This window comes from Devosia sp. RR2S18 (assembly GCF_030177755.1).
Lineage (GTDB): Bacteria > Pseudomonadota > Alphaproteobacteria > Rhizobiales > Devosiaceae > Devosia > Devosia rhizosphaerae.
In genome coordinates this window covers 312,065-336,211 of sequence record NZ_CP126539.1, presented here as the reverse complement: position 1 = coordinate 336,211, position 24,147 = coordinate 312,065, and the positions used below count along the sequence as shown (strand labels likewise).

The window sequence follows — 24,147 nt, the reverse complement described above, 5'->3', positions numbered from 1 at the left end:
ACAATGCTCTACGCCATGATTGCCAAGGATAGACCCGGCACGACTGAGCAGCGTACGGCCGTGCGCCCGGTCCATCTGGACCATCTTCATAGCCTGGGCGACAAGATGGTCCTTGCCGGCGCCATGCTGGACGGGAATGGGGTGCCCGAGGGTTCCCTGATGGTGATCGAAGCCGAGAGTTTGCAAGCGGCCACCGCCACTTTCGAAGCCGACCCCTTCGTCAAAGAAGGCATCTTTGCCAGCTACGAGATCAAGCCCTGGCGTATTGCCATCAACAACATGGCTAAGGGCAGCTAGTCCATGGCCTATTGGCTGATGAAGTCCGAGCCGGACGTCTTTTCATTTGATGAGATGATGGAGAAAACGCAACAGGGCGTGCTGGAAGAGTGGCACGGCGTGCGTAACTATGCCGCGCGCAACAACATGAAGGCGATGGAAGTGGGCGACGAAGCCTTCTTCTATCATTCCAATATCGGCAAGGAGATCGTCGGCATTATCCGGATCGCAGCGCCAGCCCATCCCGATAGCACCGCCGAGCTGAAGAACGGCAAGGTTGTTTGGGAGTGTGTGGAAGTGGAGGCGGTAAAACCGCTGCCCACGCCGGTGACCCTGGAAACCATCAAGAACACCCCCGAACTCGCCGAGATGGCGCTGATCAAGCTCTCTCGCCTTTCGGTATCCCCGGTGCGCCCCGAGGAATGGGCTTTGATCTGCACGATGGGTGGACTTTAACCGACCGCTTTCCCTCCCGCATTCCCCTGGTCTAATCTCCGCCCGCGCCATTTGCGCATTGGGGGACAACAAGATGATTTCGCACTTTGCGGTGAACTGGCTTGCCGTCATTCTAGCAACGCTTGCCAGTTGGCTGTTCGGGGCCGGTTGGTACATGGCCCTTGCCAAGCAATGGACGGCCTCGATCGGCAAGAAGCCAGAGGACATCAACAAGTCCGACTATATGCCGTACATCTGGTCGGTGTTGTGCCTGTTCGTCATGGCCTACTTCATCGCCCTGCTCACGCCGCTGCTGACCGGCGACATCAGCGTCGCCAATGGCGTGCTGATTGGCGCCCACATGTGGTTAGGCTTCGTCATCACAGCCATGGTGCTCAACCACCGATATGAGGGTGCGCTATGGGCGCGCACGCTTATCGATGGCGGCTACCTGCTAGCCGTCCTTTTGATTGACGGGGTGGTGATCGGGCTCTTCGGCTAGCGGCGGGGATCCGCCTTAGCTTTCCACAACCACTGGGGGCACATGCTCCGGCTCATCGGCAGGGGCGTATTTGTTGAGCAGCGACATCTGGCTAAGCGAGAAGATCACCGTAAGCGGCATGATGCCCCAGACCTTGAACGCAACCCAGAAATCGGTTGAGAAATTGCGCCACAGCACTTCGTTGATAACTGCCAGTACAAAAAAGAACACGCCCCAGTTGAAGGTGAGCTTGCTCCAGCCCTCCGGCCGCAATTTGTAGACTTCGCCGAAGACATATTTCAGCAACGATTGGCCGAAAAGCAGCCCGCCTAGCAGCACCGATCCGAACAACACATTGGTGATGGTCGGCTTCATTTTGATAAAGGTATCGTCCTGTAGCCACAGCGTAAGGCCGCCGAACACCAGCACCACAACGCCCGTCACCAGCGGCATGACGGCAATCTTTTTGAGAATGGCCCAGGAGAGGATCAGCGAAACGGCCATCGCACCCATGAACCATGCCGTCGCGACGAAAATGTCAGCGCGTGCATTGGCGATGAAGAAAACAATCAGTGGACCGAGCTCGAGGCTCATCTTTATCAGCTGGGGCCGCAACTCATCCCAGTTGACCTCCGGTTCGGCTTTTTCAGTCATAGGCAAACTTTTTGTCATCGTGCAATCCACACACTGTGCGGGCAAGTGCCGCGCCATGCAAGGCCTGCATAGCTCGCAAGCATGGTGAGATTGCGACGATCTAAGTGCCTGTACTTATTCGCGTCCCGCGATCGCTCGGGCAAAATCGGCAGCGGCGAACGGCTCGAGATCATCCACCCCCTCGCCCACACCAATAAAGTGCACCGGCAACCCGAACTTGCGGGCGATCGCCACCAGAATGCCGCCCCGCGCGGTCCCGTCGAGCTTAGTCATGACCAGCCCGGTAACCCCAGCGCGTTGGCCAAAAATCTCGACCTGCCGCATGGCGTTCTGGCCAGTCGTGGCGTCCAAGGTCAGCAAGGTGGCATGCGGCGCCGTCGGATCGACCTTCTTAATAACGCGTATGACCTTTTCGAGCTCATTCATGAGCTCATCGCGGTTCTGCAGTCGCCCCGCAGTATCGATAATGAGCACGTCTGTGCCGGCAGCCTTGGCTTCAGTCACGGCGTCATAGGCGAGGCCGGAAGCGTCCGCTCCAGCGGGCCGCGTCACCACCGGAGCGCCGGTGCGCTGGCCCCAAACCTGTAGCTGCTCTATCGCGGCCGCACGGAATGTATCGCCCGCCGCCAGCATCACCGATTTGCCCTCCGCGGAGAGCTTCTGCGCGAGCTTGCCAATGGTGGTGGTCTTGCCCGACCCGTTCACGCCGATCATCAGGATCACGAAGGGCTTGTGCTCCCCCTCGACTGCCAGCGGCCGCGCCACCGGCGAGAGCACTTTTTCAACTTCACTTGCCAAAACGGCGCGCACGTCCTCCCCCGACACATCCCGGTCGAAGCGGTCGCGTCGAAGCGTTTCTGTAATCGCCATCGCCGTCTCGAGGCCAAGATCGGCTTGGATGAGGACGTCCTCAAGCTCTTCCAATGTAGCATCGTCGAGCCGCCGCTTGGTGAACACCGACGTGATGGAAGTGGTGAGCTGGTCCGAGGAGCGCCGCAGCCCGGAGGAAAGCCGACTTAACCAATTCTGCCGCCGCCCCTCGGCGGTTTCCGGCGCAGGAACAACTGGCACGGCCTCGGGCACCCCTTGCGCCAGGCGGGCGGCGGTCGCCTGTTCCTCGACTTCTTCCACATAGTCGGGCGTGGTCTCTGGCGGACCCGGCGATGTCACCTCGTCTGGCTCGGCGTCCGGCGTGGGCGATGTAGTCTCCACCTTCTCAGGAGCAGGTGGCGCGTCTTCGATTGGCGGCACATTTTCGGCGGGTGCCCCCTCACCGGGCGGTACGTCGTTGACCGGAGCTTCGGGCGGTGGCGCAGGCTGCTCGCCAACGATGTCCCCCCACAGGCGCTTGAAGAAACCTGGCTTCTTGTCGCTCATTGGCAGCCCTTTGCTTATGCCGCTTGCCGCAGCGCCTCGCCCACGAGTCCCTCGCTCGCTGCTTCCGTGATGCGAACGGCAAGCAGTTCACCCGGTTGCGTGCCGGGGACTAAAACGGGCACAAACTGCTCGGTTCGCCCCAAACCCTCGCGCTCGATCAATACGGCCTCGGTTGCGCCCACACGACTTGCACAAAGCTTGGCAAATTGCCGGTCGCCTTCATCGCGCAGGGAAGCGGCACGTTCACGCGCCACGCGTTTATCAACCTGCGGCATGCGCGCCGCCGGCGTACCCGGCCGCGGTGAATATGGGAAGACGTGGAGGTACGTGAGTTCGGCCTCGCCAATGATCCGTAGTGTGTTCTCGAACATCTCGTCGGTTTCGGTGGGAAAACCCGTGATGATATCTGCCCCGAACACCATGTTTGGTCGGAGGCTTCGCAGCTTGTCGACAATGGTGAGTGCATCATCGCGGGAGTGGCGCCGCTTCATGCGCTTGAGGATCATGTCGTCGCCTGACTGCAGCGACAGATGTAGGTGCGGCATCAATCGGCGATCGCTGGCGACGACCTCGTATAGTGCTTCGTCTGCTTCTATAGAGTCGATTGAGGAAATCCGCAGTCGCGGCAGATCCGGCACGTGGCGGAGGATCGCCTGCGTTAGCTTGCCCAAGCTGGGCGCCCCCGGCAGATCGGGCCCGTATGAAGTGATATCAACCCCGGTCAACACCACTTCGCGGTAACCATTACCGACGAGCTTTTTGATCTGCTCGACCACAGCACCCATCGGCACCGAGCGCGAGGGTCCACGGCCGAAGGGAATGATGCAGAAGGTGCAGCGATGATCGCACCCATTCTGCACCTGCACAAAAGCGCGGGCGCGCCCGTCCATGCCTTCGATCAGGTGACCTGCGGTTTCCCGCACGCTCATGATGTCGTTAACCTGCACCTTGTCGTTAAGAGGCGTGCCGAACACCATGGGCTGGTAGCTTTCGGCCTTGAGTTTGTCGGCATTGCCGATGACGAGGTCAACCTCGGCCATGTCGCCAAAACTGCGCGCTTCAGTTTGGGCGGCGCAGCCCGTGACGATAATCCGGGCCTCGGGATGGTTACGCCTGGCCTTGCGGACGGCTTGCTTGGCCTGCCGCACGGCCTCTGCTGTCACCGCGCAAGTATTGATGATAACAGCGTTATCCAGCCCCGCCTTTTGCGCCTCGGCTTTCATGACCTCGGCTTCATAGACGTTAAGCCGGCAGCCGAATGTAAGTGTTTCAACTCCCATTAGGCGGCGGCCTCGGCCCGGGCCCATTCGCCGGTGGCGGGGTCGAGCGTGCCGGCCCATTCTAGTTCCGCCGGGCCGGTGAGAACCACATGATCGTCGGGGCGCCATTCGACGTGGAGGTCGCCGCCTGGCAGGGTAACCGTGACCTTGCGCGCAGTGCGGCGGGTGCGGGCGCCGTTGACCACCGCAGCACAGGCCGCACTTCCACAGGCTTGCGTCAGGCCGGCGCCGCGTTCCCAGGTGCGTAGGATGATCTTGTCGGGTGCAAGCACTTGAGCGATCGAGATATTTGCCCGCTCCGGAAAAATCGGATGGTTCTCGAGAAGTGGTCCGAACCGGTCGAGAGCATAGCTCCAGACGTCGTCCTTGACCCAGAACGTAGCGTGCGGATTGCCCATGGAGGCGACCGAAGGCGAGTGCAAAACAGGGGCATCGATCGGACCGATCTGCAACTCGATGGCGCGAGTGTCGCCGAATTCTTCGGCCAGGGGGATCTCGAACCAGGCAAATTTCGGGGTGCCCATGTCGACGGTAATGAGCCCGTTTTCCTGGGTTTCGCCGGTCAGCAGCCCCGCGACGGTCTCGAAGATGAACGCACTCTGAACGGCATTTTCGCTCAAAACCTGCACCACGCAACGCATCCCATTGCCACAGGCTTGCGCTTGCGAGCCATCCGAGTTGATTATCTCGATATAGTTGGCGGTCCCTGGCGTCTTGGGATCATGAATAGCCATGATCTGGTCGAACTTCGTGCCCGGCTTGGCATTAATGGCGACAGCGGCTTCAGGCGTAACGCGGTCGGCGCGGCCGCGCATGTCGGCTACGATGATCTGGTTGCCCAGCCCGTTCATCTTCCAAAAGGGCACGCCGCTCACGGCCGTCTCGCCTCGTATTCTGTTCAATAGCGCCTATATGGCGGATGCGCACGAAAATTGCCAGTCCGCCGCGTACAACTGCTATTTCAGAGCGCCTTAACCAGGACGCGAGGCAGTTTCCCCATCCAACGCCATTTGCCCTATGGTCGGCTCGAATGGAGGCGAAGCGTGCCATATGGGCGGAACGGCGGTGGACAGCATCGACAGGGTGTCCGATGCGGTGCGGTTCGTTGCCCGTACCGCGCTGGTGCCTTTGCAATCTGTGGCGCCTGCTGCATGGAGTCAGCTGTGCGGGGCTGCCATTGAGCCCAATGGCTTCTTCTCGCCCGAATACGGGCTGCCGGCATTCGGCCTGACAGGCAAGCTGGGCAAACCCAATCTGTTGCTCGCGCAGGATGACAGCGCCACTCGCGAACTGATCGGCTTGGTGCCGGTGGTGTGGGCATGGACTGCCTTGCGATTGCCGGTGCCCGCGCTTGTTGCCGAACAACCCTATAGTCCGCTCAGCGTACCCCTCCTGCATGCCGAGCACGCCGAACGGGCTGCCGGTGCCTTGATCGATGCCGCAGCTTCTGCCGGGGCACGCCTGCTTTCCCTACCCGCCATGACGCTCAACGGACCTGCTTTTGCGGCACTGGCGCGAGCCATGGAGCGGCGCGGCCTCAGCCATGCCCTCCACAACCAGCATGAGCGGGCCGCGTTCGACGCCACCCAGCCGGCCGAACCCTATTTGCGATCCGGCATGGGGGGCAAAAAGCTCAAGGAGTTGCGGCGTCTACGCAACCGCCTCGCCGAGGAGGGCCCTGTCTCCTTCGCCATCGCCAACACTCCCGATGCGGTCATGGCTGCGCTCGAGCGCTTTTTGATTCTCGAGGCAAAGGGTTGGAAAGGCGCGGGTGGCACCGGCCTAGGGCAAAACTCCAATGACGCCAGTTTCGTGCGCGCCGCGGCAGCCGGGCTCAGCCCCGATGGGCGCGTGGAAATCGGCGAACTCACCGTTAATGGCGCGGTCATCGCGTCGGGCATCATAGTCCGGCAGAGCACCCAGGCCCTCTTCTTCAAGATCGCGTACGACGAAAGCCGCTCGCGCTTTTCGCCAGGCGTGCAGCTAACACTCGAGCTAACCCACCACTTTGCTGCCGACCCAACCATTACCCTAGTCGATTCCACCGCCGACGCCGGGCATCCGATGATCGACCATATCTGGCGCGAACGTCTGCCCATTGGCGATCTTTTGATTCCAACCGCCCCCGACGATCCCGTCGCGGGCGCCATCATCGCTACGATGGCCGCCCGTCGAGGGGCTCGCAGCAGCGCCAAACGACTGCTGCATGCCCTCCGCAACACCAAGGAGAAACGCTCGTGACCGCATTGTTAACCGCCGAACAAACCGCCTTCGAGACGCAGTTTCCAAACCAGCCCTTCCGCATCAACCATGGCTTGGTCGGAGACGCTCGCCTGACGTTGCCAGCGATCCTGGAACTGGTCAAAGCCCTGCCGCGCGACCGGATTGAATACAATTCGGGCAAGGCGGCAGTCAGCCAGGACCCCTCTTCCACCCCGCTGGTAGATCTCGACCCCGAAGAGGTCATCACCCAGATTGAAACCGCCGGCGCCTGGATGGTGCTCAAGCGTGTCGAGCACCACCCCACCTACCGCGCGCTTTTGGAAGAAGCGCTCAACTCGGTGGCCAAGGCGCGCGGTTTCAAGAGCGTCAAGGACGCCGGGTTCACCGACATTCAGGGCTTTATGTTCGTGTCTTCACCCAATTCCACCACGCCGTTCCACCTCGATAGCGAGGACAACTTTTTCGTGCAGATCCATGGCGATAAGCAGTTTGCCATTTACGACAATTCCGATCGCAGCATCGCCAGTGAAGACCAGATCGAGCACGCCATCACCAAGCACCGGAACCTGAAGTTCGACGACGCCTATGCGGCGCGCGGCACCGTCCACGACCTCAAGCCCGGCGAAGGCGTGTTCGTGCCCTATATCTGGCCGCACTGGGTCAAGACCAAAGCGACCTATTCCATCTCGCTCGCGATTACCTGGAAGACCCCCGAGGTGAAGCGCCGTAACAATCTCTATCTCGCCAACTCCATGCTGCGCGACCGCGGCTTTCCCCAGCAGGCGCCTGGGCTCAGCCCGGCACTGGACGGACTCAAGGTTGCGGCTGTGCAGGCAATGGCGATTGCGGCCGCGCCGCTGCGTCAGAGCGAGGGCTTGCGCAAGGTCATCCGCACACTGGTTCTGGGCAAGAACGCCAATTACTACTATCGCGACAAAGCCAAGCCCAAGCAGGCGGGCATGTAGGGCTTGATTGCAGCAGATTGCCAGGGCGGCGGACCACCTGCCGCCCGGTGGTCAGGGTCTGTGGGTCAAGCCGAAGAGAATTCGGCGCAGCAGCTTAGCCTTGTCCCATAGCCAGGGGGTCTGCTTGATCTGGCGCTTGACGATCCCCTGCAGTCCTGAAAATCCGGCGGCAAGCTGACCCCGACGCGTCATGGCGATGACGCTGTGGAACACCGGCTCGCTTTGCGTCCACTCGGTCTTATAGGCGAAGTCGCCCAGGCCCATGTCCATCGTCTGGATGCCGGACTGGGTGAGGTCGTCCATCACCATGCCGTTCAGAATGGCCATGAGGCTATATTGGGCAGCAGGCCCTGAACTGGTTGAATTGATGTACTGCGAGTAGTGGTCACCGGCCATGGCTCCCCAGCAGGTCGCAACGATCTCCTCACCGGCAAAGAGTGCATGAAGACACAATGCCGGGCGACGCTGGCCGAATCCAGCGGCTGCCAATTGCCGGAAAAAGCGCACAAAGCTATCCTCGGCAAAGATGTTGCGCACGCCCATTTCGGCAAACCGGGCACCGCGCTGCTCAAGGAAGGCTCGATGGGCCGCCTCCAAGGTTGGCAGGTCGTTGACGCGCACGGTCCGGACAGGTCCGTAGAGTTCTTCAAGGCGACGCATGCCACGTCGGATATTGTTGCGCCGCTTGGTGCTCAACCGATGATCGATATAAGGCACGGGCGTCGCAGCGATGGTGGCGACATAGGTGTTGGATGCACCGAGCGCCTTGTTCAGAGCCAGCACGGGGTTATCCATACTTTGCCAGCGCTCGGGTTGGTTATAGAGCGTCACGAGATCGGCCCCGCCCGCCGCTTTGCAGATCCGGTGCAGCAAGCGGCGCAAAGTTGGAGCGTCCGGCTTGAACTCTGGCAGAGCAATCAACCAATCGCTGTTGGACGATGCAGTGCCCAGCATGGTGGCGATCCGGAGAGCGCCCCACCGGCCCCTGATCGCCAGCGGGAGCAAAGCCACAGTACGCTCACCCCACCGGATTGCGGCGACAGCGAGGCCCTCGTCGGTTTCCAGCCCGGCATCGATGAGGCCTTTGATCCAATCGAAGCGCTGATAGGGCGTCAGCACGGCAACAGCTTCAAGCGCCCGCCATTCTCCCTCGGCAACTTCCATGTCGCGGAACAGCTCGATCTCAAGCGATCGGGGGATGTTGGATACCTTGTGTTCAGCGGTTGTCGCTGTCAGCAGGGTCACTGTCATGAAGGGCCCATGGCTCGGAACTCACGGCCAAGCTAGCGGGTAATATGCAGGAATTGATTAATGGGATGAGCAACACCCACCAATCTACCCGGCCAAGTGTGCGAGGTTGGAGACGATGGATATCGTTTGAGATGCCACAACTGCGGCAGGTAGGGTAGTGCGCCCGGCTAGACGGCCGGCAGGTACTGTGCAGCTCTTGCTTCCTCAACGAGCACCGCAACGACTTCTTCCACCGACACCTCAGCTTCTGGGTGGCGCTGAACCAAGTCGTCAGCCTCGGCTTGAAGATCGAGCTTGTGGTCGCGCCTGGCTGCGCGAATAATGCGGTCGGCAATATCTACCGCAAGCAATAGCTTCATAGGTCCGCAACTCCCCTGGGCTCTCGTGCTTGCCCGCGGCAACGGAGGCCTTCCGACAATAGATCCATCACGAATGTCCCATCGTCATCACAATTAACCACATGCCAACTATTTCAGCTTCCGGTCCATGGCTTTCTTATGTCGATCGCCCGTCGCCATATCGCAGCAGTAGAAGCTCTTGAACTCCTCGGGCACGAGGACGTGGTTGAAATCGGTTGTGGTCATGGGGTTGCCACCCGGCTGATTCTGGAGCGGCTCACGACCGGGAGCATCCTAGCGCTCGACCGATCCGCCAAGATGATCGGGACGGTTGAAGCAAGCTCGCTTGAGGCTCTCGCATCGGGCAGGCTGCGCACCAGGGCGGAGGCGCTCGAAGCCGTTGACTGGCAGGGCGCGCGTTTCGATCGCATCCTTGCAGTCAATGTCGACTTCGGCCTTCGTCTCAAGGAGGACTGGCCCGCGTTGATCAAATCGCTCCTGCGCACGGGAGGCGTTTTCGTCTTCGCCTTTGAGGCGCCACCGGGCAGTCACAAGGCCTACGCAATCGCCCGCCGCACGCAGAAGGGCCTGGAAGAGACCGGCTTCACCGTCAGCGAGTGCGCCGGGCCGGTAAGAGTGCTCCGCGCCACACTGGACTGACCGGCTGATTTGCCGGCATTCTTGACTCTGCCTGCGCTTTCCCCTACACGCAGCCCGTTCATCAGGCTTTTGCACCTGACCAGCCGACCGGGACCCCTCAGGGTATAAACCGATCCCGGAGGCCAACATCCGCCAGCGCGTTGCGCCCGCGGGTGGGTTTGTCGTTTGCCGTAATGAACCCTATGTCTCATGGGATCTCCCAGAGAGAAGGACCAAATATGTTCGAGAGCCTTTCCGACCGGCTTGGCAAAATCTTTGATGGCATTCGTGGCCGTGGCGCGCTCAGCCCCGCGGACGTGGAAGCCGCGCTGCGCGAAATCCGCCGCGCGTTGATCGAGGCCGACGTATCGCTTGAAGTGGTCCGCGCCTTCGTCGAGCAGGTTAAGGACCGCGCCGTCGGCGCCGAGGTTACCCGTTCGGTTACGCCGGGCCAGCAGGTGGTCAAGATCGTCCATGACGAGCTGGTCTCGGTTTTGGGCTCCGACACGGTCACCATCGATCTCAATGCCAAGGCCCCAGTTACCCTACTGATGGTGGGCCTGCAGGGCTCGGGCAAGACCACCACTACCGCCAAGATCGCCAAGCGCCTCAAGGAACGGCAGAAGAAAAAGGTCCTTCTGGCCTCGCTCGACACGCGCCGCCCCGCAGCCATGGAGCAGTTGCGCGTGCTGGGCGAGCAGGTGAGCGTCGATACGCTCCCGATCGTCGCCAGCGAAACGCCGGTGCAGATCGCCCGCCGCGCCGAGCGCGAGGGACGCCTGGGCGGTTATGACGTGCTGATCCTCGATACGGCGGGTCGCACCCATATTGATGAAGAACTGATGGCTGAGACCGCCGAAATCAAGGCGATCGCCCATCCGCATGAAATCCTCCTGGTGGTCGACGCACTGACCGGCCAGGACGCCATCAATGTCGCCCGCTCTTTCGACAGCCGGCTGGACGTCACCGGCATTGTCATGACCCGCGTCGATGGCGACGGTCGTGGCGGCGCCGCGCTGTCCATGCGCGCGGCGACCGGCAAGCCGATCAAGCTGATCGGTGTCGGCGAAAAGATGGATGCTCTGGAGGACTTCCACCCCAGCCGCATCGCTGACCGCATCCTGGGCATGGGCGACATTGTCAGCTTGGTTGAGCGCGCGTCCGAGAGCGTTTCGGCCGAGGACGCGGCCAAGATGGCCAAGAAGCTCAAAAAGGGTAGCTTCGACTTCGAGGATCTGCGCAGCCAATTGCTGCAGATGAAGAAGATGGGCGGCATGGGCGGCCTCATGGGCATGCTGCCCGGTGCCGGACAGCTCAAAAAGGCCATGGCAGGCGCCAATGTCGATGAGAAGATCTTCGATCGGCAGGTCGCCATCATCAATTCGATGACCAAAAAGGAGCGGGCCAGTCCGGACCTGCTCAATGCCAGCCGGCGCAAGCGCATTGCCGCCGGTGCCGGTGTCGAGGTCAGCGAGATCAATAAACTCGCCAAGCAGCACCGCCAGATGGCCGACATGATGAAAAAAGTCTCCAAGGGCGGCATGGGCGCGCTTGGCGGCATGTTCGGCGGCAAGATGGGCAATATGCTCGGCGGTATGGGCGGGATGGGCGGCATGCCCGATCTGTCCAAGATGGATCCCGCCCAGCTCGAGCAGATGGCGCGCCAGGCCGGCGTCGACCCTACCATGCTCAAGAACCTGCCCGGTGCCGCCGAGGCACCTGCTCCCAAGGCCCTGCCCGCCGATGTGGGCTCGCTTCTTAAGTCCTCCGGCGGACCGGGCTTGCCCGGGCTCGGCGGTGCTCCCCGTTTCCCAGGCCTACCCGGCATGGGCAAAAAGAAATAACTCCTTCAACCTAAACCTTTAGGACACCCAAAAATGGCCCTCAAGCTCCGTCTTGCCCGCGCTGGCACCAAGAAGCGCCCCTTCTACCACATCGTCGTCGCCGATGCCCGCTCGCCCCGCGATGGCCGCTTCATCGAAAAGCTCGGCACCTATAACCCGCTGCTGGGCAAGGACGCCGAGAACCGCGTCGTGCTCAACACCGAGCGCGCTCAGCACTGGTTGTCTGTTGGCGCCCAGCCGACCGACCGCGTGCTGCGCTTCTTCGACGCTGCTGGCCTGGCCAAGCGCGACGCCCGCAACAACCCCAACAAGGGCGAGCCCGGTGAGCGCGCCAAGGAACGTGCCGAAGAGCGCGCCGCCAAGGCCGCCGCTCCCGCCGAGGAAGCCGCTGCCGAATAAGGCTTGGCGACACGGTAATGGAAAAGCCCCGGTGGAGACACCGGGGCTTTTTGTTGGTCGATCCTTGAGAGGACCCGCACCTAACCTCCTCCTGGAGGGAAAGGGATCTGCCGGTGGGTGGCGGGAGATCGTTGCCGAACTCGATGCGCTCCTCCCCCTCAAAAGGGGAGGCTGGGTGGGGGTTGCTACGCCTTGAGCTTGGCCAGGATCGCCGCGCCCATATCCTCGGTGCCGACGGTCTTGCGGTTGTCCTGGGCAATGTCGCCGGTGCGCAGGCCTTCGCTGAGCACGGCCGAAATGGCGTTCTCGACCTTGGTGGCGAGCTCGATCATGCCGAAGGAATAGCGCAGCGCCATGGCGAAGCTGGCGATCATGGCGATGGGATTGGCGATGCCCTGCCCGGCAATGTCCGGCGCCGAGCCGTGAACGGGCTCGTAGAAAGCGTTGCGCTTGCCAGTCACCGGATCGGGCGCCCCGAGCGAAGCCGATGGGAGCATGCCCAGCGAGCCGGTCAGCATGGCCGCCACGTCCGAGAGAATGTCGCCGAAGAGGTTGTCGGTGACCATGACGTCGAACTGCTTGGGATTGCGCACGAGCTGCATGGCGGCGTTGTCAGCCAGGATGTGGTGCAGCTCGACGTCGGAATAGTCTTTCCCAACGCCCTTTACCACCTCGTCCCAGAGGACGCCCGATTTCATGACGTTCTTCTTGTCCGCCGAATGGACCTTGCCAGAGCGGGTGCGGGCGAGATCGAAAGCCACGCGGGCGATGCGGTCGATCTCATAGGTCTCGTAAACCTGGGTATCGATGGCGCGCTTCTGCCCGTTTTCGAGCTCGGTGATGGTCTTTGGTTCACCGAAATAGACGCCGCCGGTAAGCTCGCGCACGATCAGGATGTCGAGCCCTTCCACCAGCTCGCGCTTGAGCGAGGAGGCATCGGCCAGCGCCGGGTAGCAGATGGCGGGACGCAGATTGGCAAAGACGGCCATTTCCTTGCGCAGTCGCAGGAGCGCAGCTTCCGGACGATGCTCATAGGGGACGTTGTCCCACTTGGGACCGCCAACGGCGCCAAAAATCACCGCATCAGCCGCAAGTGCCTTGCCGGTGTCCTCGTCGGTGATGGCTACGCCGTGCTTGTCATAGGCCGAACCGCCGGCAAGGCCGCTATCGGTCGAGAAATCGGTCAGCTGCTCGCTGTTGGTCCAGGCGATGAGCTTTTCCACCTCAACCATGATCTCGGTGCCGATACCGTCGCCCGGCAGGAGGAAGAGTGAATGAGTGGCCATGATGTGCCTTTAGCTGTTGGCGGCGCCAATGCGCGCCGTGACTTCGATCTCGATCTTCATGCCCGCTTCGATCATCTGGACGATCAGCATGGAGGCGGCGGGACGAATGTTCCTAAAGACCGGTCCCACGGCAGCAACGACTTCGTCCACATAGGATCGATCGCCGACATAGTAGACGACGCGCACGGTATCCTCGATGGAAGAGCCGGCTTCCTTGAGCGCCTTGTCGATCGTGGCGAGGGCATTGCTGGCCTGCTCGCTAACGCTTTCGGGCATGGTCATGCTGGCATAGTCATAGCCCGTCGTGCCCGAGACATAGACGGTGTCCTCGTGCCGCACGGCACGGGAATAGCCAAAAGTCGTCTCGAAAGGCGAGCCGGTGGAAATGCGCTGCACCATAGGTGTCCTCAGAGCCAGGGCCGCTCGGCGGCCATCTTGTGTTCAAAAGCGGTGATGGAAGGATCGGCCTTGAGCGTTCCCGCGACCTCGTCCAGCCCTTCGAGCAGGATCTGCTTGCGGCTCGGATCGATATCGAAGTGGAGCGTGCCGCCATCGGGACCCTTGATGGTCTGCGCCTCGAGGTCGATGGTCAGGGTGGCGTTGGAGCCGCGCTCGGCATCGTCAAGCAGCATCTTGAGCTGCTCGGGGCTGACCACCAGCGGCAGAATGCCGTTCTTGAAGCAATTATTGTAAAAAATGTCGGCAAAGCTGGTGGAGATCACGCAGCGAATGCCAAAATCCAGGAGCGCCCAGGGGGCATGCTCGCGGCTTGAGCCGCAGCCGAAATTGTCGCCGGCGACGATGATTTGTGCACTGCGATAGGCGGGCTTGTTAAGGACGAAATTGGGGTTCTCGGTGCCGTCCTCATTGTAGCGCATCTCGGAAAAGAGCGCCGTCCCCAGACCTGTCCGCTTGATGGTCTTGAGGTACTGCTTAGGGATGATCATGTCAGTGTCGATATTGATGATCGGCAGGGGCGCCGCGACACCGGTCAGAGTGGTGAATTTTTCCATGGGAAAACCTCGCTTTGGCCATGGGTCATGGCGCAAAGCGGAGGTTGGGGTCAAGTCGGGTTAGCGCGAAACCGTTCGGTCAGGCGCCCTACGCGGCGAGGCTCTCGCGCGCGTTGACGCCCAGCATAAGATTGAGGTTCTGGACTGCGGCTCCCGAGGCGCCCTTGCCAAGATTGTCGTAGACCGCTGCAATTACCGCCTGTTGCCGGTCGTCATTGGCAAAGACGTGGAGGGTCAGCGTGTTGGTGCCATTATGCACCTGGGGATCGAGGCCCACGCTTTTGCCAGCGGAGGGGTCATAGGGCGCAACCTGCACAAAGCTGTCCGGTACGGCGGCGTAATAGTCCGAGAGCGCTGCATGGAGGTCCTTGCCCGTAGGGATCTCCGCCATCATGTCGAGGTGGAGCGGCACGGAGGTAGCCATGCCCTGCGCGAAATTGCCCACTACGGGCTCAAAGAGCGGCGAGCGGTTCAGTTTGGCGTAAAGCGCCATTTCCGGCAGGTGCTTGTGCACGAAGGTCAAGGCATAAGGCATGTATTGGCTGGCCGAGGCAGCGCCTTCATACTCGGCGATCATCTGCTTGCCGCCCCCAGAATAGCCCGAAATGCCGTGATAGTTGACCGGGTAGTCACCGGGCACGAGGCGCGCCTCGACCAGCGGGCGGAGCGCCGCAATCAGTCCCTGCGGCCAGCATCCCGGGTTGGACACGAACCGCGCCTGGGCGATCTTTTCGCCCTGCCCCGGCTCTATTTCGGCGAAGCCATAGGTCCAGTTCGGATCCACCCGAAAGGCGGTGGACGCGTCGATCACCCTTGTGGTTTCGTTGGTGATCAGAGCGACGCTCTCCTTGGCCGCATCGTCCGGCAAGCAGAGGATGGCGACCTCCGCTGCATTGAGCAGCCGCTGGCGCTCGCTCTGGTCCTTGCGCTTCTCCGGATCGATCGAGAGCACTTCGAGGTCGCGCCGGGCAGCTAGGCGCTCCCGGATCTGCAGCCCCGTGGTTCCAGCTTCTCCGTCGATGAAAATCTTGGCGACCATGTGCCTCTCCTTGGCTGCGGAACGCCTAGATGGGACCAGCGTTCCGCCCCGTCAAGCCGGGTCTAATAGTCAACTAGCTTCTTGTCGGGATCGTATGGCTGATCCTTGGCGACGCGGGTCACCGCCTGACCCACCTTCATCTTCTTGGTAATGGCATCATAGGCATAGGTGGGCGAGCCATGCAGCTGCCAGCCTTCCGTCAGCGCTCTGGTGACCTTGTGACAAAAACTGGAATCGTCTTCCCCCGAAAGGAAGCGGTAAATGAGCATGGCACGTCCCCCGATGCACCTGATTGATCTTTGCGCCTCTTACAGCTAATCGCTTTCCCATGCACGGATTTCCCAACCACTTGCTTGAAGGCCACGCCAACTTCATGGCGGGACGCTATGCTCGCGAAAAGGACCGCATTCGGGACCTCGCTTCGCTTGGACAGACGCCGGAAACCATGATCATCGCCTGCTGCGACAGCCGCGCGGCGCCAGAGATGATCTTCGATTCCGGTCCGGGCGAGCTTTTCGTGTTACGAAATGTGGCCAACCTAGTGCCCACCTATCAGCCTGACGGTGGACAGCACGGCACCTCCGCCGCGATCGAGTTCGCGGTCAAAGGCCTTGGCATCAAGAACATCGTTATTATGGGCCATGGCCGCTGCGGTGGCATCCGTGCGGCGCTCGGCCCCGTCGCCAAGCCGCTCGACAGTGGCGACTTCATCGGCAAGTGGATGAGCATGCTGGGCGAACTTCCCAGTCAGTTGGGGCAGAATGCCCTGCTAACCGAAAGTGAGCGGCAGACAGCGATGGAACGTATTTCCATCCGCAACTCCATCCGCAACCTGCGCACCTTTCCTTATGTCGCCGAACTCGAAGCCAAGGGCGAACTGACGGTGCATGGCGCCTGGTTTGACATTTCGACAGGCGAACTTTGGATCATGGATGCACAAAGTGGCGACTTCATCCGCCCTGAACTCTGATGCGGATGCTGCCGCAACTTAGTGTCTGCCGGTAATCAGCCGCCGGATAACGGCCGCGTGAAGAATAGCACCACCGAAATCTAGAGCGGTCCGCGCCCGTTCCGCTTGGCGAAACTCAAAAAGCTCAGCGCCTTCCCCCAGATACTCTTTCGTGAGGCGGAGATGAGGTGTGCGTAATTACCCCGTTAGTTCTGCGCCGAATAGTCGCCACAACTGCCTATGGCTTGCCCTCAACTTTCCTGATCTGTGCCTTTGTCCCGGCCCGCGAGCGACACATTGTGCGCTCAGCTTGCAGGGACGGATCACGGGAGAGTGATCCGTCGGCGCCGGGCAGACCTGTCGCCGCTTCCTCTCACCGTGGAGCTCAAACTCATGCACAAATTCGTTGTTCCCGCCCTTCTGGTACTCGGCTTCCCAGGTGCCGCTCTGGCGCAGACCCCGGCCAACTTCACGGCGCTCGACGCCGATGCCAGCGGCGATTTGACCTTTGCCGAACTGGTGGTTGGCTGGCCGGACTTGACGCAGGAAGAGTTTGACGGCGCTGATATCGATGGCAATGGAGCCTTGACCATGGAAGAACTCGCGGCCCTCCAGCCTTCTGCCAGTGGCAGCGCCGAGGGAGCCATGGGTATCCAAGCCATACCGGCCGCTCCAACAGGCGGCTAAACGCTTCAAGGGAAGGGCCCGCATCTGTGGCCCTTCCCTTCCCGTCAATCCAGTCGCACCGCAACGACGGGCGGCTTGCCGCGCATCAGCGTCACCATCAATCCCAGGATCACCAGCGCGCCACCCGCGATTTCGGGCAGGGTGATAACTTCGCCCAGGATCAGATGCCCGGAAAGCACACCGGTAATCGGCACAAGGAGCGTGAACGGCGCCACCACCGTGGCCGGGTGCTGCCCAAGCAGCCAACTCCAGATGCCGCCGCCAAGAAGAGTTGCCGGATAGGCGAGGAAGGCGATCAGCGCTGCATCCGACCAGCCAAAGTCCGATAGTGCGGCCCCTACCGCCTCGGGTCCCTCGATCAAGAGCGACAGGGCCAGCAGCGGCAAAGGTGCCGCCAACGCGCCCCAGACGGTGAAGGAGACGGCATTGACCTTACCGGCCTTGCGCGTGAGCACATTGGCCAATCCCCAGGAGAGGGCTGCAAGCAAGGTCATGGTCAACGGCACTAGCGCCGTTTCGCCAACGCGTTCCAGGGCGATCACGCCGATACCGCCAAAGGCCACCACCGCCCCCATCACTTGGAAACGGCTGGGCCGCTCGCCCAGCAACAAAAACGCCAACCCCATGGTGAAGAAAGCCTGCACCTGCAGCACCAGCGAGGACAGACCCGCCGGCATGCCCCAGGCGATCGAAAGATTGAGAAAGGCGTAGAGCGCGACGCCAAGGGCAAGGCCGAACCCGACCACCAGATACCATGGCGCCTTTGGCGGCCGGACGAAGAATACTGCCGGAAGGGCGGCGAAGAAAAAGCGCAGGGCCGCCGCCAGAATGGGTGGCAGCGCTTCGACACTGAGCTTGATGACAACGAAGTTGAAGCCCCAGATCGCAACCGTCAGGAGAGCCAGCAGGACATGGCGAATGGGCATGGGGACACTCTGGTCGGCCACGCCCAAGATGCTAACCCGGCCCTGTGCCGGGCAAATCCCGAGATGGTCGCTTAAGGAAAATACTGGCACCCCGACTTAAGCCGGGATGCCGAACGCCCGGCGTGACTAAGCCGCCTTTTGCATCAGGCCGCGCTCGATCAGCGTCTCGGCGATCTGGATGGTGTTGAGTGCGGCGCCCTTGCGCAGATTGTCGGACACGACCCACATCGCGATACCGTTCTCCACCGTGGCATCCTCGCGGATACGGCTGACAAAAGTATCGTATTCGCCCACGATCTCGACCGGCGTCGCGTAGCCACCGGCTTCCCGCTTGTCGAGCACGCTGATCCCCGGTGCCTCGCGCAGGATGTCGCGCGCCTCATCCGCCGAAATGGGGTTCTCGAACTCGATGTTCACCGCTTCGGAATGACCCACAAAGACCGGCACGCGCACGGCGGTGCAGGTCACCCGGATCTTAGGATCGAGGATCTTCTTGGTCTCGGCCAAGACCTTCCACTCTTCCTTGGTGTAGCCGTCTTCCATGAACACATCGATGTGCGGGATGACGTTGAAGGCGATCTGCTTGGGGAACTTGCCGGGGGTGGCGGAATCGTTGACGAAAATGCCCTTGGTCTGGTTCCAGAGCTCGTCGACGCCTTCCTTGCCGGCGCCGGACACCGATTGGTAGGTCGACACCACTACGCGGGTGATCTTGGCCGCGTCGTGCAGCGGCTTCAGCGCCACGACGAGCTGGGCGGTCGAGCAGTTGGGGTTGGCGATGATATTGGTGCGCTTGGGATTGGCCATCCAGGCGTCGAGCACATGGCCGTTCACTTCCGGCACCACTAGCGGCACGTCGGAATGGTAGCGCCAGTAGCTCGAATTATCGATGACGATGCAGCCCTTCGCAGCGATGCGCGGGCCCCATTCCTTGGCGATGGTAGAGCCCGCCGACATGATCGCAAAATCCACGCCGGTGAAATCGAAATCATCGAGGTTCTTAGCCTTGAGGATCTTGTCGCCAAAGGAGATCTCCCGCCCAATCGAGCGCGAGGACGCTAGGGCGATGACTTCATCGGCGGGGAACTTGCGCTCCGCCAAGATATTGAGAACTTCCCGACCCACATTTCCCGTGGCACCGACTACAGCGACGCGATAACCCATTTTGGAACTCCGGTTCCTTGCCAATTCCGCCCCCGCGCAAACCTCCTGGGCTTGCGGCATACTCTTGAGCCTCTCCCCGGCGGGAGACGTGCCCGGGGAAAAGCGTCAGACGGTTTTGGTAGTTTTGGTCATGATGGCAGCAGCGCCACGGGCATGACGCCCGGTGGTGGCCAGATCAGCAATGTCGGCAAGGCTGCGCATCGATGGACTGCCTAGTTTGCAAAGCAGGACTTGTCATACGCGGATATAGGAAAGAGTCAATGTTTTTGGCGCCGGGCGGGCAACCCGGTGCGGCTTTGCTTGGCAGGGAGTGGCAGTTCGACTAGACCGAGCGCAACGTGTCCCCACCGGAACAATGCCTTATGACTCACTACGACGTCGTCGTTCTCGGCGCCGGTGCCGCCGGCATGATGGCTGCCATCGAAGCAGGTCGGCGCGGCCGGTCGGTGCTGGTAGTTGATCACGCCAAATATGCCGGCGAGAAGATCCGCATCTCGGGCGGTGGGCGCTGCAACTTCACCAATGTCAACGCCACGGCGGAGAAGGGCCGCGACCGCTTCCTGTCGCAGAACCCGCGCTTCTCACTGTCCGCACTCTCCCGTTACACGCCCGAGATGTTCATTGCGCTCGTTGAGCAGCATGGCATTGCGTTTCACGAGAAGACTCTGGGCCAGCTGTTCTGCGACGGCCCGGCGACGCAGGTCAATACCATGCTCCTCACTGAGATGCGGCGCGCCGGGGCAACACTGTCGCTGCAGACGCAAATCGAGCGCGCCAGCAAAACCGATGACGGTTTTGCCCTCGAGCTCTCGACTGCTTCGGTCACCGCCGAGAGCCTCATCGTTGCTACCGGCGGCAAATCCATTCCCAAGATGGGCGCCACAGGGCTAGGCTATCAGCTCGCCAGCCAATTTGGCCTGCGCCTCACCAACACTCGCCCGGCCCTGGTCCCCCTCACCTTTGAGACGGGCGCCCTCGAGAAGCTCAAACCCCTCTCAGGGATCGCGACGGACGCCATCGTGCGCCACGGCAAGACGGCCTTCGAGGAGGCGCTGCTGTTTACCCATCGCGGACTATCGGGCCCGGCAGTCCTGCAGATTTCGTCCTTTTGGCGCGAGGGCGACGGTATTGCGGTCGACTTGCTGCCTGAGGTTGATGCCGGAGAACGCCTCCGGCGGGCACGCAAGGAAACCCCAAAGCTCCAGGTGCAAACCGTCGTCGCCAACTTCCTGCCAAAAAAGCTAGCGCAGCTCATCGGCGAGGAGCTGAATATGCCGGGGATGATCGGCGATTTTTCGGACAAAAAGCTCGCAGAAGTGGCAGCGGCGCTCAAGGATTGGCGACTCAAGCCCGTCGGGTCGGAGGGGTATCGCACCGCCGAAGTCACCCTAGGTGGTGTCGACACGCGCGATCTCGACGCCAAGACCATGGCCGCGCGAAACGTGCCGGGCCTCTTCTTTATCGGGGAGGTCGTTGACGTTACAGGCTGGCTGGGCGGCTACAATTTCCAGTGGGCCTGGGCGTCGGGCTGGGCGGCCGGCCAGGCTGCCTAGAAGCGGAAGCCCAGCCGCACGCCGACATTGGTATTGGCCCGCTCGGACGTACCGCAGGTACCGAAGTCTGGCAGGTGCTCCACCGTGCCAATAAGCGAGGTACCGAGCGGCAGGTCCAACCCCGCGCTCGCTGCAAGCCTGAGGCCAGCGCCACAGCCCAGCGCCCGCGAAGGATCGCCCTGCGGCGCATTAAGCAGGCTGCCATGGACGACGCCACCAGCGCTCGCCTCCACAAAAACCGGCAGGATCGGCGCGCGCACCGTCCAGCTCAGCCCGGCGTAAGCATAGGGGTCCTCACCCTTGAAGCTCACTGTGGCGCCCATATGGGGCCGCAGCTCGCCTACCACAGTCCAAGCATTGAGGTCCGGCGCGGAAAAGAGCAGTTCGACATTGGCATCGCTTATGCGTTCGGGATCGAGCAGGTTCTGCCCATGATCTACGCCGCGGCTGAACACGCCGGCGCGAATCTCGGGCAGAAAGTTGAACTGGGCCAGCGCCTGCCCCGCTGGAGCACCGCACAGCGCTAGGGAGAGCGATAGGAGGGCAAGCGGACGTGGGGCAGAGAAGATGCGCATGGTGCGATTGAGAACCGCACACACCCACTAGGCAAGATTTAGCTAAAATTGTCCTGAACGGAACGTTAACCCCGAACCGCCTCGCTTCCATCGCATTTTGCCGATAGAAGACTTCCGATTTCCTGTTCGAGTAATTGCTATGACCGCACCCTTTGCCCTGTCCATCCAGGATCTTGCTCCTATTGCCGAAGGCGTTTCCACGCCCGAGGCAATGCAAGAAACCATCAAACTGGCCCAACTGGGTGACCGGCTGGGTTACACGCGCCTCTGGTATGCCGAGCACCATGGCATGGCGTCCATCGCCTCCTCCGTGCCGGAGATTCTGGTTGGCAGCGCCGCCGCCCACACCAAGCATCTGCGAGTCGGCTCGGGCGGGGTCATGCTGCTCAACCACGCGCCCCTGCGGATTGCGGAGGCCTATCGTACGCTCGAGGGGCTGCATCCCGGTCGCATCGATCTGGGGATCGGGCGGGCTCCGGGCGGGGATGGTTATGCGATGCGTGCCCTGCGCAGCGGTGGTGGAGAAGAGTTTTCCGCTTACATGGGCGAACTTCTGGCCTTTGAAGAAGAGAGCTTTCCGCCCGACCACCCCTTCTCCCGCGTGCCGGTGTCGCCAGGTGGCGTGAAATTGCCGCCGCTATGGCTGCTGGGTTCCTCGGGCGCCAGCGCAGAAGCTGCCGGCCAGTTGGGCATCGGTTATGCATTTGCCGCCCACTTCAGCCACACCCCGCCCGCACCGGCTTTCGAGGCTTACCGCGCCGCGTTCCGCCCCACCGAACACTTCCCCAAGCCGCAAGCGATGGTCTGTGTTTCAGTCGTCTGCGCCCCCACCGACGAGGAGGCGCGGTATCTCTCCCACTCCCAGGCAGTGCAGTGGGCGCTCTTCACCACCGGCGAACAGCGCCGGCTGATGAGCCCGGAAGAAGCACACGCCCGCGTTCTGACGCCGCAGCAGCAATCGATCATCGATCACCAGTCGAGCCTTTGGATCGTCGGCTCGCCGACCACTGTCCGCGATGCCATCGCGGCAAAAGCCGAAAGCTGCGCTGCCGACGAGGTGATGATGACCACAACCATTCACAGCTACGAACTGCGCCGGCGCTCTTATGAACTGGTAGCCAAAGCTTTTGATCTGGCGCCTAGGAGCTGAGGCAAACGCTAAATTAACGTCTTGTTTCGCGTCGCTGACCTAGACTAGGTGGATCTTAGATCTCGAGTTCTTCCGTTGAGCGCTGCTGGCTTCGTTCTCGCCATAAATATCTTTGTGGCTGGGCTGTTCGCCGCGGCTTTTTTGGTGATCGCCTGGCGTAGTCCTCGCGCAATCGCCGCCCGCTGGCTGGCCCTCGCCTATGCCATCGGCATTCTCAATGCGGGTCTGGAGTTTGTTCTCCCGCTGCAGCCGCACCCGGAACTGCTCGGGCTCTTTGTCTTCGCAGTGGCCCTGGCCGCTTTCGCTGTCTCAGCGATCGGGCTTGCAGCTCACTACGCGGTAAAGCCGCCGCTGGGTGCTCTGGCCCTGATCCTGGCCACTTCCATCCTGGCCAATGCCGTTTTGATGGACCAGCACAGCACCAGTTCCCTGCCCCGCGCGCTCGTGTACCAGCTTCCTTATTTCTTCGTGCATCTGGTCGGCGCCTGGGTGGTGTTCCGGGCCCGAAAGCGGAGTGCGCTGGATCTAACGCTTTTGCTCTTCCTCTTGCTCAGCGGCGCGCAATTTGTTGCCAAGCCATTCTTAGCGGCTAGCCTGGGCGAAAGCTCGACACAGGCTTATCTCCAATCACTGTACGGCGCCTACTCGCAACTGTTCACGGCGCTCCTGCTGATCACCAATGGCGTCCTGATGCTCCTCATCATCGTGCGCGAAGAGATGGCGGAGATGACCTCACGCTCCGAGACGGACAAGCTATCAGGCTTGCTCAACCGACGTGGCTTCGAGGATCGAGCGCGGGTAGTGATCCTCAACACCCGGCGCCTAGGCCGGCCACTGTCGGCGGTGGTAGCGGACCTCGATCACTTCAAGACGATCAACGACACGCATGGCCACGAGGCGGGGGACCGGGTAATAACCGCCTTTGCTGACGTGCTAACCTCTGCCGGCAATGCGCCCCGGCTTCTCAGCCGCATGGGCGGAGAAGAGTTCGCGATTTTGATGCCTGGCGCCACCTTGGAGGCGGCTCAGGGCTATGCTGAAGATGTGCGTTCAAGCTTTGCTGCGCTCTCCATCGCAGCCCTTGGTCCGGGCCAGCGATTCAGCGCTAGCCTGGGCGTCACAGAACTTGGCTCCAGCGACAGCCTGTCGGACCTGCTGCGTCGCGCCGATGCTGCGCTTTATGAAGCCAAGCGGGGTGGGCGTGACCGCGTCTGCACAGTGAAGTCGGAGCCATCGGTCGACCGGATGGCTGCGCGACCCCAACGTCGCAAAGGATCACGCCGCGCCTGATCAGTTGAGCTCGCGACGCTCGACCAGTTCATATTTGTCGGCTGCTGGATCGACGCTCAGCGCCAGTTGCTGACGGTCGAGTTCGGCCAACCAAGCATTCCAGGAGCAGGGGCTGATTCCGTCATCCTGGCTCGTCAGATCCGTCTTGTCGCGGTCGGGACGGCTGAAGCTAAGCTTGAGTTGCGCCCGCTCCTGGCCGAAGCGATTGCGCACCCGCGAAATGGCGGGAGTACCCTTATGATCGGTAACCCAGTTCTGGATATCCCGGTGCCGGGTCAATGTACGCTTAAGGTTCATGGTCGTGGCCTCCCTTCCACTTACAACCTGACCTAACTGTATACCCCCTTCCAAGG

Annotated in this window: 28 protein-coding genes; 13 read left to right on the top strand and 15 right to left on the bottom strand. The window is 61.5% G+C overall.

Annotated features, from left to right (window positions below):
* Nucleotides 1-3: 3 nt before the first annotated feature.
* The 3 genes from QOV41_RS01715 to QOV41_RS01705 all read left to right on the top strand — a co-directional run bounded on the left by QOV41_RS01715 (nucleotide 4) and on the right by QOV41_RS01705 (nucleotide 1,213).
* Entirely contained in the window at nucleotides 4-297 is a 294-nt protein-coding gene (locus QOV41_RS01715; RefSeq protein WP_284579114.1) for a YciI family protein, read from the top strand.
* A gap of 3 nt (nucleotides 298-300) precedes the next feature.
* Complete coding sequence (locus QOV41_RS01710; protein WP_284579113.1) at nucleotides 301-732, top strand: EVE domain-containing protein; 432 nt, start codon at nucleotides 301-303, stop codon at nucleotides 730-732.
* Between the two features lie 73 nt (nucleotides 733-805).
* Nucleotides 806-1,213 carry a DUF1761 domain-containing protein gene (locus QOV41_RS01705; RefSeq protein ID WP_284579112.1) on the top strand — a complete coding sequence of 136 codons (408 nt, stop codon included), beginning with the start codon at nucleotides 806-808 and terminating at the stop codon, nucleotides 1,211-1,213.
* Between the two features lie 15 nt (nucleotides 1,214-1,228).
* Here the strand turns inward: QOV41_RS01705 and QOV41_RS01700 are convergent, their stop codons facing one another.
* The 4 genes from QOV41_RS01700 to dapF form a co-directional block, all read right to left on the bottom strand.
* Nucleotides 1,229-1,846 carry a septation protein A gene (locus QOV41_RS01700; protein ID WP_284579111.1) on the bottom strand — a complete coding sequence of 206 codons (618 nt, stop codon included), beginning with the start codon at nucleotides 1,844-1,846 and terminating at the stop codon, nucleotides 1,229-1,231.
* A gap of 114 nt (nucleotides 1,847-1,960) precedes the next feature.
* Nucleotides 1,961-3,223, bottom strand: coding sequence for a signal recognition particle-docking protein FtsY (gene ftsY / locus QOV41_RS01695; protein WP_284579110.1), 1,263 nt, complete (start codon nucleotides 3,221-3,223; stop codon nucleotides 1,961-1,963).
* 14 nt (nucleotides 3,224-3,237) lie between these two features.
* Nucleotides 3,238-4,503: a tRNA (N(6)-L-threonylcarbamoyladenosine(37)-C(2))-methylthiotransferase MtaB gene (gene mtaB / locus QOV41_RS01690; RefSeq protein ID WP_284579109.1), complete on the bottom strand. Its 1,266-nt coding sequence runs from the start codon at nucleotides 4,501-4,503 to the stop codon at nucleotides 3,238-3,240.
* Complete coding sequence (gene dapF / locus QOV41_RS01685) at nucleotides 4,503-5,354, bottom strand: diaminopimelate epimerase (RefSeq protein ID WP_284581420.1); 852 nt, start codon at nucleotides 5,352-5,354, stop codon at nucleotides 4,503-4,505. Before dapF ends, mtaB begins: the two co-directional genes overlap by 1 nt.
* A 214-nt stretch (nucleotides 5,355-5,568) precedes the next feature.
* Between dapF and QOV41_RS01680 the strand changes: the two genes are divergently transcribed.
* Together QOV41_RS01680 and QOV41_RS01675 are read left to right on the top strand one after the other, a co-directional pair.
* A complete protein-coding gene (locus QOV41_RS01680; RefSeq protein ID WP_284579108.1) occupies nucleotides 5,569-6,744 on the top strand; it encodes a GNAT family N-acetyltransferase in 1,176 nt (391 codons plus the stop codon).
* Complete coding sequence (locus QOV41_RS01675; protein ID WP_284579107.1) at nucleotides 6,741-7,691, top strand: cupin-like domain-containing protein; 951 nt, start codon at nucleotides 6,741-6,743, stop codon at nucleotides 7,689-7,691. Before QOV41_RS01680 ends, QOV41_RS01675 begins: the two co-directional genes overlap by 4 nt.
* A 51-nt stretch (nucleotides 7,692-7,742) precedes the next feature.
* Here the strand turns inward: QOV41_RS01675 and QOV41_RS01670 are convergent, their stop codons facing one another.
* Both QOV41_RS01670 and QOV41_RS01665 read right to left on the bottom strand, forming a co-directional pair.
* Nucleotides 7,743-8,942, bottom strand: a complete 1,200-nt coding sequence (locus tag QOV41_RS01670) for a GNAT family N-acetyltransferase (protein WP_284579106.1) — start codon at nucleotides 8,940-8,942, stop codon at nucleotides 7,743-7,745.
* A gap of 167 nt (nucleotides 8,943-9,109) precedes the next feature.
* Complete coding sequence (locus tag QOV41_RS01665) at nucleotides 9,110-9,301, bottom strand: hypothetical protein (protein ID WP_284579105.1); 192 nt, start codon at nucleotides 9,299-9,301, stop codon at nucleotides 9,110-9,112.
* Between the two features lie 138 nt (nucleotides 9,302-9,439).
* Between QOV41_RS01665 and QOV41_RS01660 the strand changes: the two genes are divergently transcribed.
* The 3 genes from QOV41_RS01660 (at nucleotide 9,440) to rpsP (ending at nucleotide 12,162) form a co-directional block, all read left to right on the top strand.
* Nucleotides 9,440-9,940: a methyltransferase domain-containing protein gene (locus tag QOV41_RS01660; RefSeq protein WP_284579104.1), complete on the top strand. Its 501-nt coding sequence runs from the start codon at nucleotides 9,440-9,442 to the stop codon at nucleotides 9,938-9,940.
* A 218-nt stretch (nucleotides 9,941-10,158) separates the two neighbouring features.
* A complete protein-coding gene (ffh, locus tag QOV41_RS01655) occupies nucleotides 10,159-11,763 on the top strand; it encodes a signal recognition particle protein (protein ID WP_284579103.1) in 1,605 nt (534 codons plus the stop codon).
* Nucleotides 11,764-11,796: 33 nt separating this feature from the next.
* A complete protein-coding gene (gene rpsP, locus QOV41_RS01650) occupies nucleotides 11,797-12,162 on the top strand; it encodes a 30S ribosomal protein S16 (protein WP_284579101.1) in 366 nt (121 codons plus the stop codon).
* Between the two features lie 185 nt (nucleotides 12,163-12,347).
* Here rpsP and leuB read toward each other — a convergent pair whose 3' ends face one another.
* From leuB to QOV41_RS01625, 5 genes are all read right to left on the bottom strand, one after another.
* Nucleotides 12,348-13,448, bottom strand: a complete 1,101-nt coding sequence (gene leuB, locus QOV41_RS01645; protein WP_284579100.1) for a 3-isopropylmalate dehydrogenase — start codon at nucleotides 13,446-13,448, stop codon at nucleotides 12,348-12,350.
* Nucleotides 13,449-13,457: 9 nt separating this feature from the next.
* Complete coding sequence (locus QOV41_RS01640; RefSeq protein WP_284579098.1) at nucleotides 13,458-13,847, bottom strand: RidA family protein; 390 nt, start codon at nucleotides 13,845-13,847, stop codon at nucleotides 13,458-13,460.
* Between the two features lie 8 nt (nucleotides 13,848-13,855).
* On the bottom strand, nucleotides 13,856-14,461 hold the full coding sequence (gene leuD, locus QOV41_RS01635; protein ID WP_284579096.1) for a 3-isopropylmalate dehydratase small subunit: 606 nt from the start codon (nucleotides 14,459-14,461) through the stop codon (nucleotides 13,856-13,858).
* A gap of 88 nt (nucleotides 14,462-14,549) precedes the next feature.
* Nucleotides 14,550-15,500 carry an N-acetyl-gamma-glutamyl-phosphate reductase gene (gene argC / locus QOV41_RS01630; RefSeq protein ID WP_284579095.1) on the bottom strand — a complete coding sequence of 317 codons (951 nt, stop codon included), beginning with the start codon at nucleotides 15,498-15,500 and terminating at the stop codon, nucleotides 14,550-14,552.
* A gap of 62 nt (nucleotides 15,501-15,562) precedes the next feature.
* Nucleotides 15,563-15,769, bottom strand: coding sequence for a DUF1737 domain-containing protein (locus tag QOV41_RS01625; RefSeq protein ID WP_284579094.1), 207 nt, complete (start codon nucleotides 15,767-15,769; stop codon nucleotides 15,563-15,565).
* A gap of 59 nt (nucleotides 15,770-15,828) precedes the next feature.
* Here QOV41_RS01625 and QOV41_RS01620 point away from each other — a divergent pair, with 59 nt between their 5' ends.
* Together QOV41_RS01620 and QOV41_RS01615 are read left to right on the top strand one after the other, a co-directional pair.
* Nucleotides 15,829-16,470: a carbonic anhydrase gene (locus tag QOV41_RS01620; RefSeq protein ID WP_284579093.1), complete on the top strand. Its 642-nt coding sequence runs from the start codon at nucleotides 15,829-15,831 to the stop codon at nucleotides 16,468-16,470.
* A gap of 372 nt (nucleotides 16,471-16,842) precedes the next feature.
* Nucleotides 16,843-17,136: an EF-hand domain-containing protein gene (locus QOV41_RS01615; protein WP_284579092.1), complete on the top strand. Its 294-nt coding sequence runs from the start codon at nucleotides 16,843-16,845 to the stop codon at nucleotides 17,134-17,136.
* A 44-nt stretch (nucleotides 17,137-17,180) separates the two neighbouring features.
* Here the strand turns inward: QOV41_RS01615 and QOV41_RS01610 are convergent, their stop codons facing one another.
* Nucleotides 17,181-18,083: an EamA family transporter gene (locus tag QOV41_RS01610; protein WP_284579090.1), complete on the bottom strand. Its 903-nt coding sequence runs from the start codon at nucleotides 18,081-18,083 to the stop codon at nucleotides 17,181-17,183.
* A gap of 105 nt (nucleotides 18,084-18,188) precedes the next feature.
* A complete protein-coding gene (locus QOV41_RS01605; RefSeq protein WP_284579089.1) occupies nucleotides 18,189-19,226 on the bottom strand; it encodes an aspartate-semialdehyde dehydrogenase in 1,038 nt (345 codons plus the stop codon).
* A gap of 362 nt (nucleotides 19,227-19,588) precedes the next feature.
* On the opposite strand from QOV41_RS01605, the gene QOV41_RS01600 reads away from it, so the two are divergent.
* Nucleotides 19,589-20,779 carry a BaiN/RdsA family NAD(P)/FAD-dependent oxidoreductase gene (locus QOV41_RS01600; protein ID WP_284579088.1) on the top strand — a complete coding sequence of 397 codons (1,191 nt, stop codon included), beginning with the start codon at nucleotides 19,589-19,591 and terminating at the stop codon, nucleotides 20,777-20,779.
* On the opposite strand, the gene QOV41_RS01595 is transcribed toward QOV41_RS01600, so the two are convergent.
* Nucleotides 20,776-21,354 (bottom strand): hypothetical protein, encoded by a 579-nt coding sequence (locus QOV41_RS01595; RefSeq protein WP_284579087.1) that lies wholly within the window; start codon nucleotides 21,352-21,354, stop codon nucleotides 20,776-20,778. The two genes, QOV41_RS01600 and QOV41_RS01595, sit on opposite strands and share 4 nt — an antisense overlap.
* Before the next feature lie 139 nt (nucleotides 21,355-21,493).
* Between QOV41_RS01595 and QOV41_RS01590 the strand changes: the two genes are divergently transcribed.
* Nucleotides 21,494-22,504 (top strand): LLM class flavin-dependent oxidoreductase, encoded by a 1,011-nt coding sequence (locus QOV41_RS01590; protein WP_284579086.1) that lies wholly within the window; start codon nucleotides 21,494-21,496, stop codon nucleotides 22,502-22,504.
* A gap of 75 nt (nucleotides 22,505-22,579) precedes the next feature.
* The gene (locus tag QOV41_RS01585) at nucleotides 22,580-23,794 is read left to right on the top strand and encodes a GGDEF domain-containing protein (RefSeq protein ID WP_284579085.1); all 1,215 of its coding nucleotides are present in this window, start codon (nucleotides 22,580-22,582) and stop codon (nucleotides 23,792-23,794) included.
* On the opposite strand, the gene QOV41_RS01580 is transcribed toward QOV41_RS01585, so the two are convergent.
* Nucleotides 23,795-24,091 (bottom strand): hypothetical protein, encoded by a 297-nt coding sequence (locus QOV41_RS01580; RefSeq protein WP_284579084.1) that lies wholly within the window; start codon nucleotides 24,089-24,091, stop codon nucleotides 23,795-23,797.
* Nucleotides 24,092-24,147 lie beyond the last annotated feature (56 nt).

Excerpts from the sequence above, each read along its gene's own strand:
- QOV41_RS01625 (WP_284579094.1), bottom strand. The coding sequence starts at position 15,769 with ATGCTCATTTACCGCTTCCTTTCGGGGGAAGACGATTCCAGTTTTTGT.
- QOV41_RS01665 (WP_284579105.1), bottom strand. The coding sequence starts at position 9,301 with ATGAAGCTATTGCTTGCGGTAGATATTGCCGACCGCATTATTCGCGCA.
- QOV41_RS01640 (WP_284579098.1), bottom strand. The coding sequence starts at position 13,847 with ATGGTGCAGCGCATTTCCACCGGCTCGCCTTTCGAGACGACTTTTGGC.
- rpsP (WP_284579101.1), top strand. The coding sequence starts at position 11,797 with ATGGCCCTCAAGCTCCGTCTTGCCCGCGCTGGCACCAAGAAGCGCCCC.
- QOV41_RS01705 (WP_284579112.1), top strand. The coding sequence starts at position 806 with ATGATTTCGCACTTTGCGGTGAACTGGCTTGCCGTCATTCTAGCAACG.
- leuD (WP_284579096.1), bottom strand. The coding sequence starts at position 14,461 with ATGGAAAAATTCACCACTCTGACCGGTGTCGCGGCGCCCCTGCCGATC.
- ffh (WP_284579103.1), top strand. The coding sequence starts at position 10,159 with ATGTTCGAGAGCCTTTCCGACCGGCTTGGCAAAATCTTTGATGGCATT.
- argC (WP_284579095.1), bottom strand. The coding sequence starts at position 15,500 with ATGGTCGCCAAGATTTTCATCGACGGAGAAGCTGGAACCACGGGGCTG.
- QOV41_RS01600 (WP_284579088.1), top strand. The coding sequence starts at position 19,589 with ATGACTCACTACGACGTCGTCGTTCTCGGCGCCGGTGCCGCCGGCATG.
- QOV41_RS01605 (WP_284579089.1), bottom strand. The coding sequence starts at position 19,226 with ATGGGTTATCGCGTCGCTGTAGTCGGTGCCACGGGAAATGTGGGTCGG.
- QOV41_RS01715 (WP_284579114.1), top strand. The coding sequence starts at position 4 with ATGCTCTACGCCATGATTGCCAAGGATAGACCCGGCACGACTGAGCAG.
- QOV41_RS01590 (WP_284579086.1), top strand. The coding sequence starts at position 21,494 with ATGACCGCACCCTTTGCCCTGTCCATCCAGGATCTTGCTCCTATTGCC.
- mtaB (WP_284579109.1), bottom strand. The coding sequence starts at position 4,503 with ATGGGAGTTGAAACACTTACATTCGGCTGCCGGCTTAACGTCTATGAA.
- ftsY (WP_284579110.1), bottom strand. The coding sequence starts at position 3,223 with ATGAGCGACAAGAAGCCAGGTTTCTTCAAGCGCCTGTGGGGGGACATC.
- dapF (WP_284581420.1), bottom strand. The coding sequence starts at position 5,354 with ATGAACGGGCTGGGCAACCAGATCATCGTAGCCGACATGCGCGGCCGC.
- QOV41_RS01620 (WP_284579093.1), top strand. The coding sequence starts at position 15,829 with ATGCACGGATTTCCCAACCACTTGCTTGAAGGCCACGCCAACTTCATG.
- QOV41_RS01670 (WP_284579106.1), bottom strand. The coding sequence starts at position 8,942 with ATGACAGTGACCCTGCTGACAGCGACAACCGCTGAACACAAGGTATCC.
- QOV41_RS01710 (WP_284579113.1), top strand. The coding sequence starts at position 301 with ATGGCCTATTGGCTGATGAAGTCCGAGCCGGACGTCTTTTCATTTGAT.
- QOV41_RS01660 (WP_284579104.1), top strand. The coding sequence starts at position 9,440 with ATGTCGATCGCCCGTCGCCATATCGCAGCAGTAGAAGCTCTTGAACTC.
- QOV41_RS01700 (WP_284579111.1), bottom strand. The coding sequence starts at position 1,846 with ATGACTGAAAAAGCCGAACCGGAGGTCAACTGGGATGAGTTGCGGCCC.
- QOV41_RS01580 (WP_284579084.1), bottom strand. The coding sequence starts at position 24,091 with ATGAACCTTAAGCGTACATTGACCCGGCACCGGGATATCCAGAACTGG.
- leuB (WP_284579100.1), bottom strand. The coding sequence starts at position 13,448 with ATGGCCACTCATTCACTCTTCCTCCTGCCGGGCGACGGTATCGGCACC.
- QOV41_RS01615 (WP_284579092.1), top strand. The coding sequence starts at position 16,843 with ATGCACAAATTCGTTGTTCCCGCCCTTCTGGTACTCGGCTTCCCAGGT.
- QOV41_RS01595 (WP_284579087.1), bottom strand. The coding sequence starts at position 21,354 with ATGCGCATCTTCTCTGCCCCACGTCCGCTTGCCCTCCTATCGCTCTCC.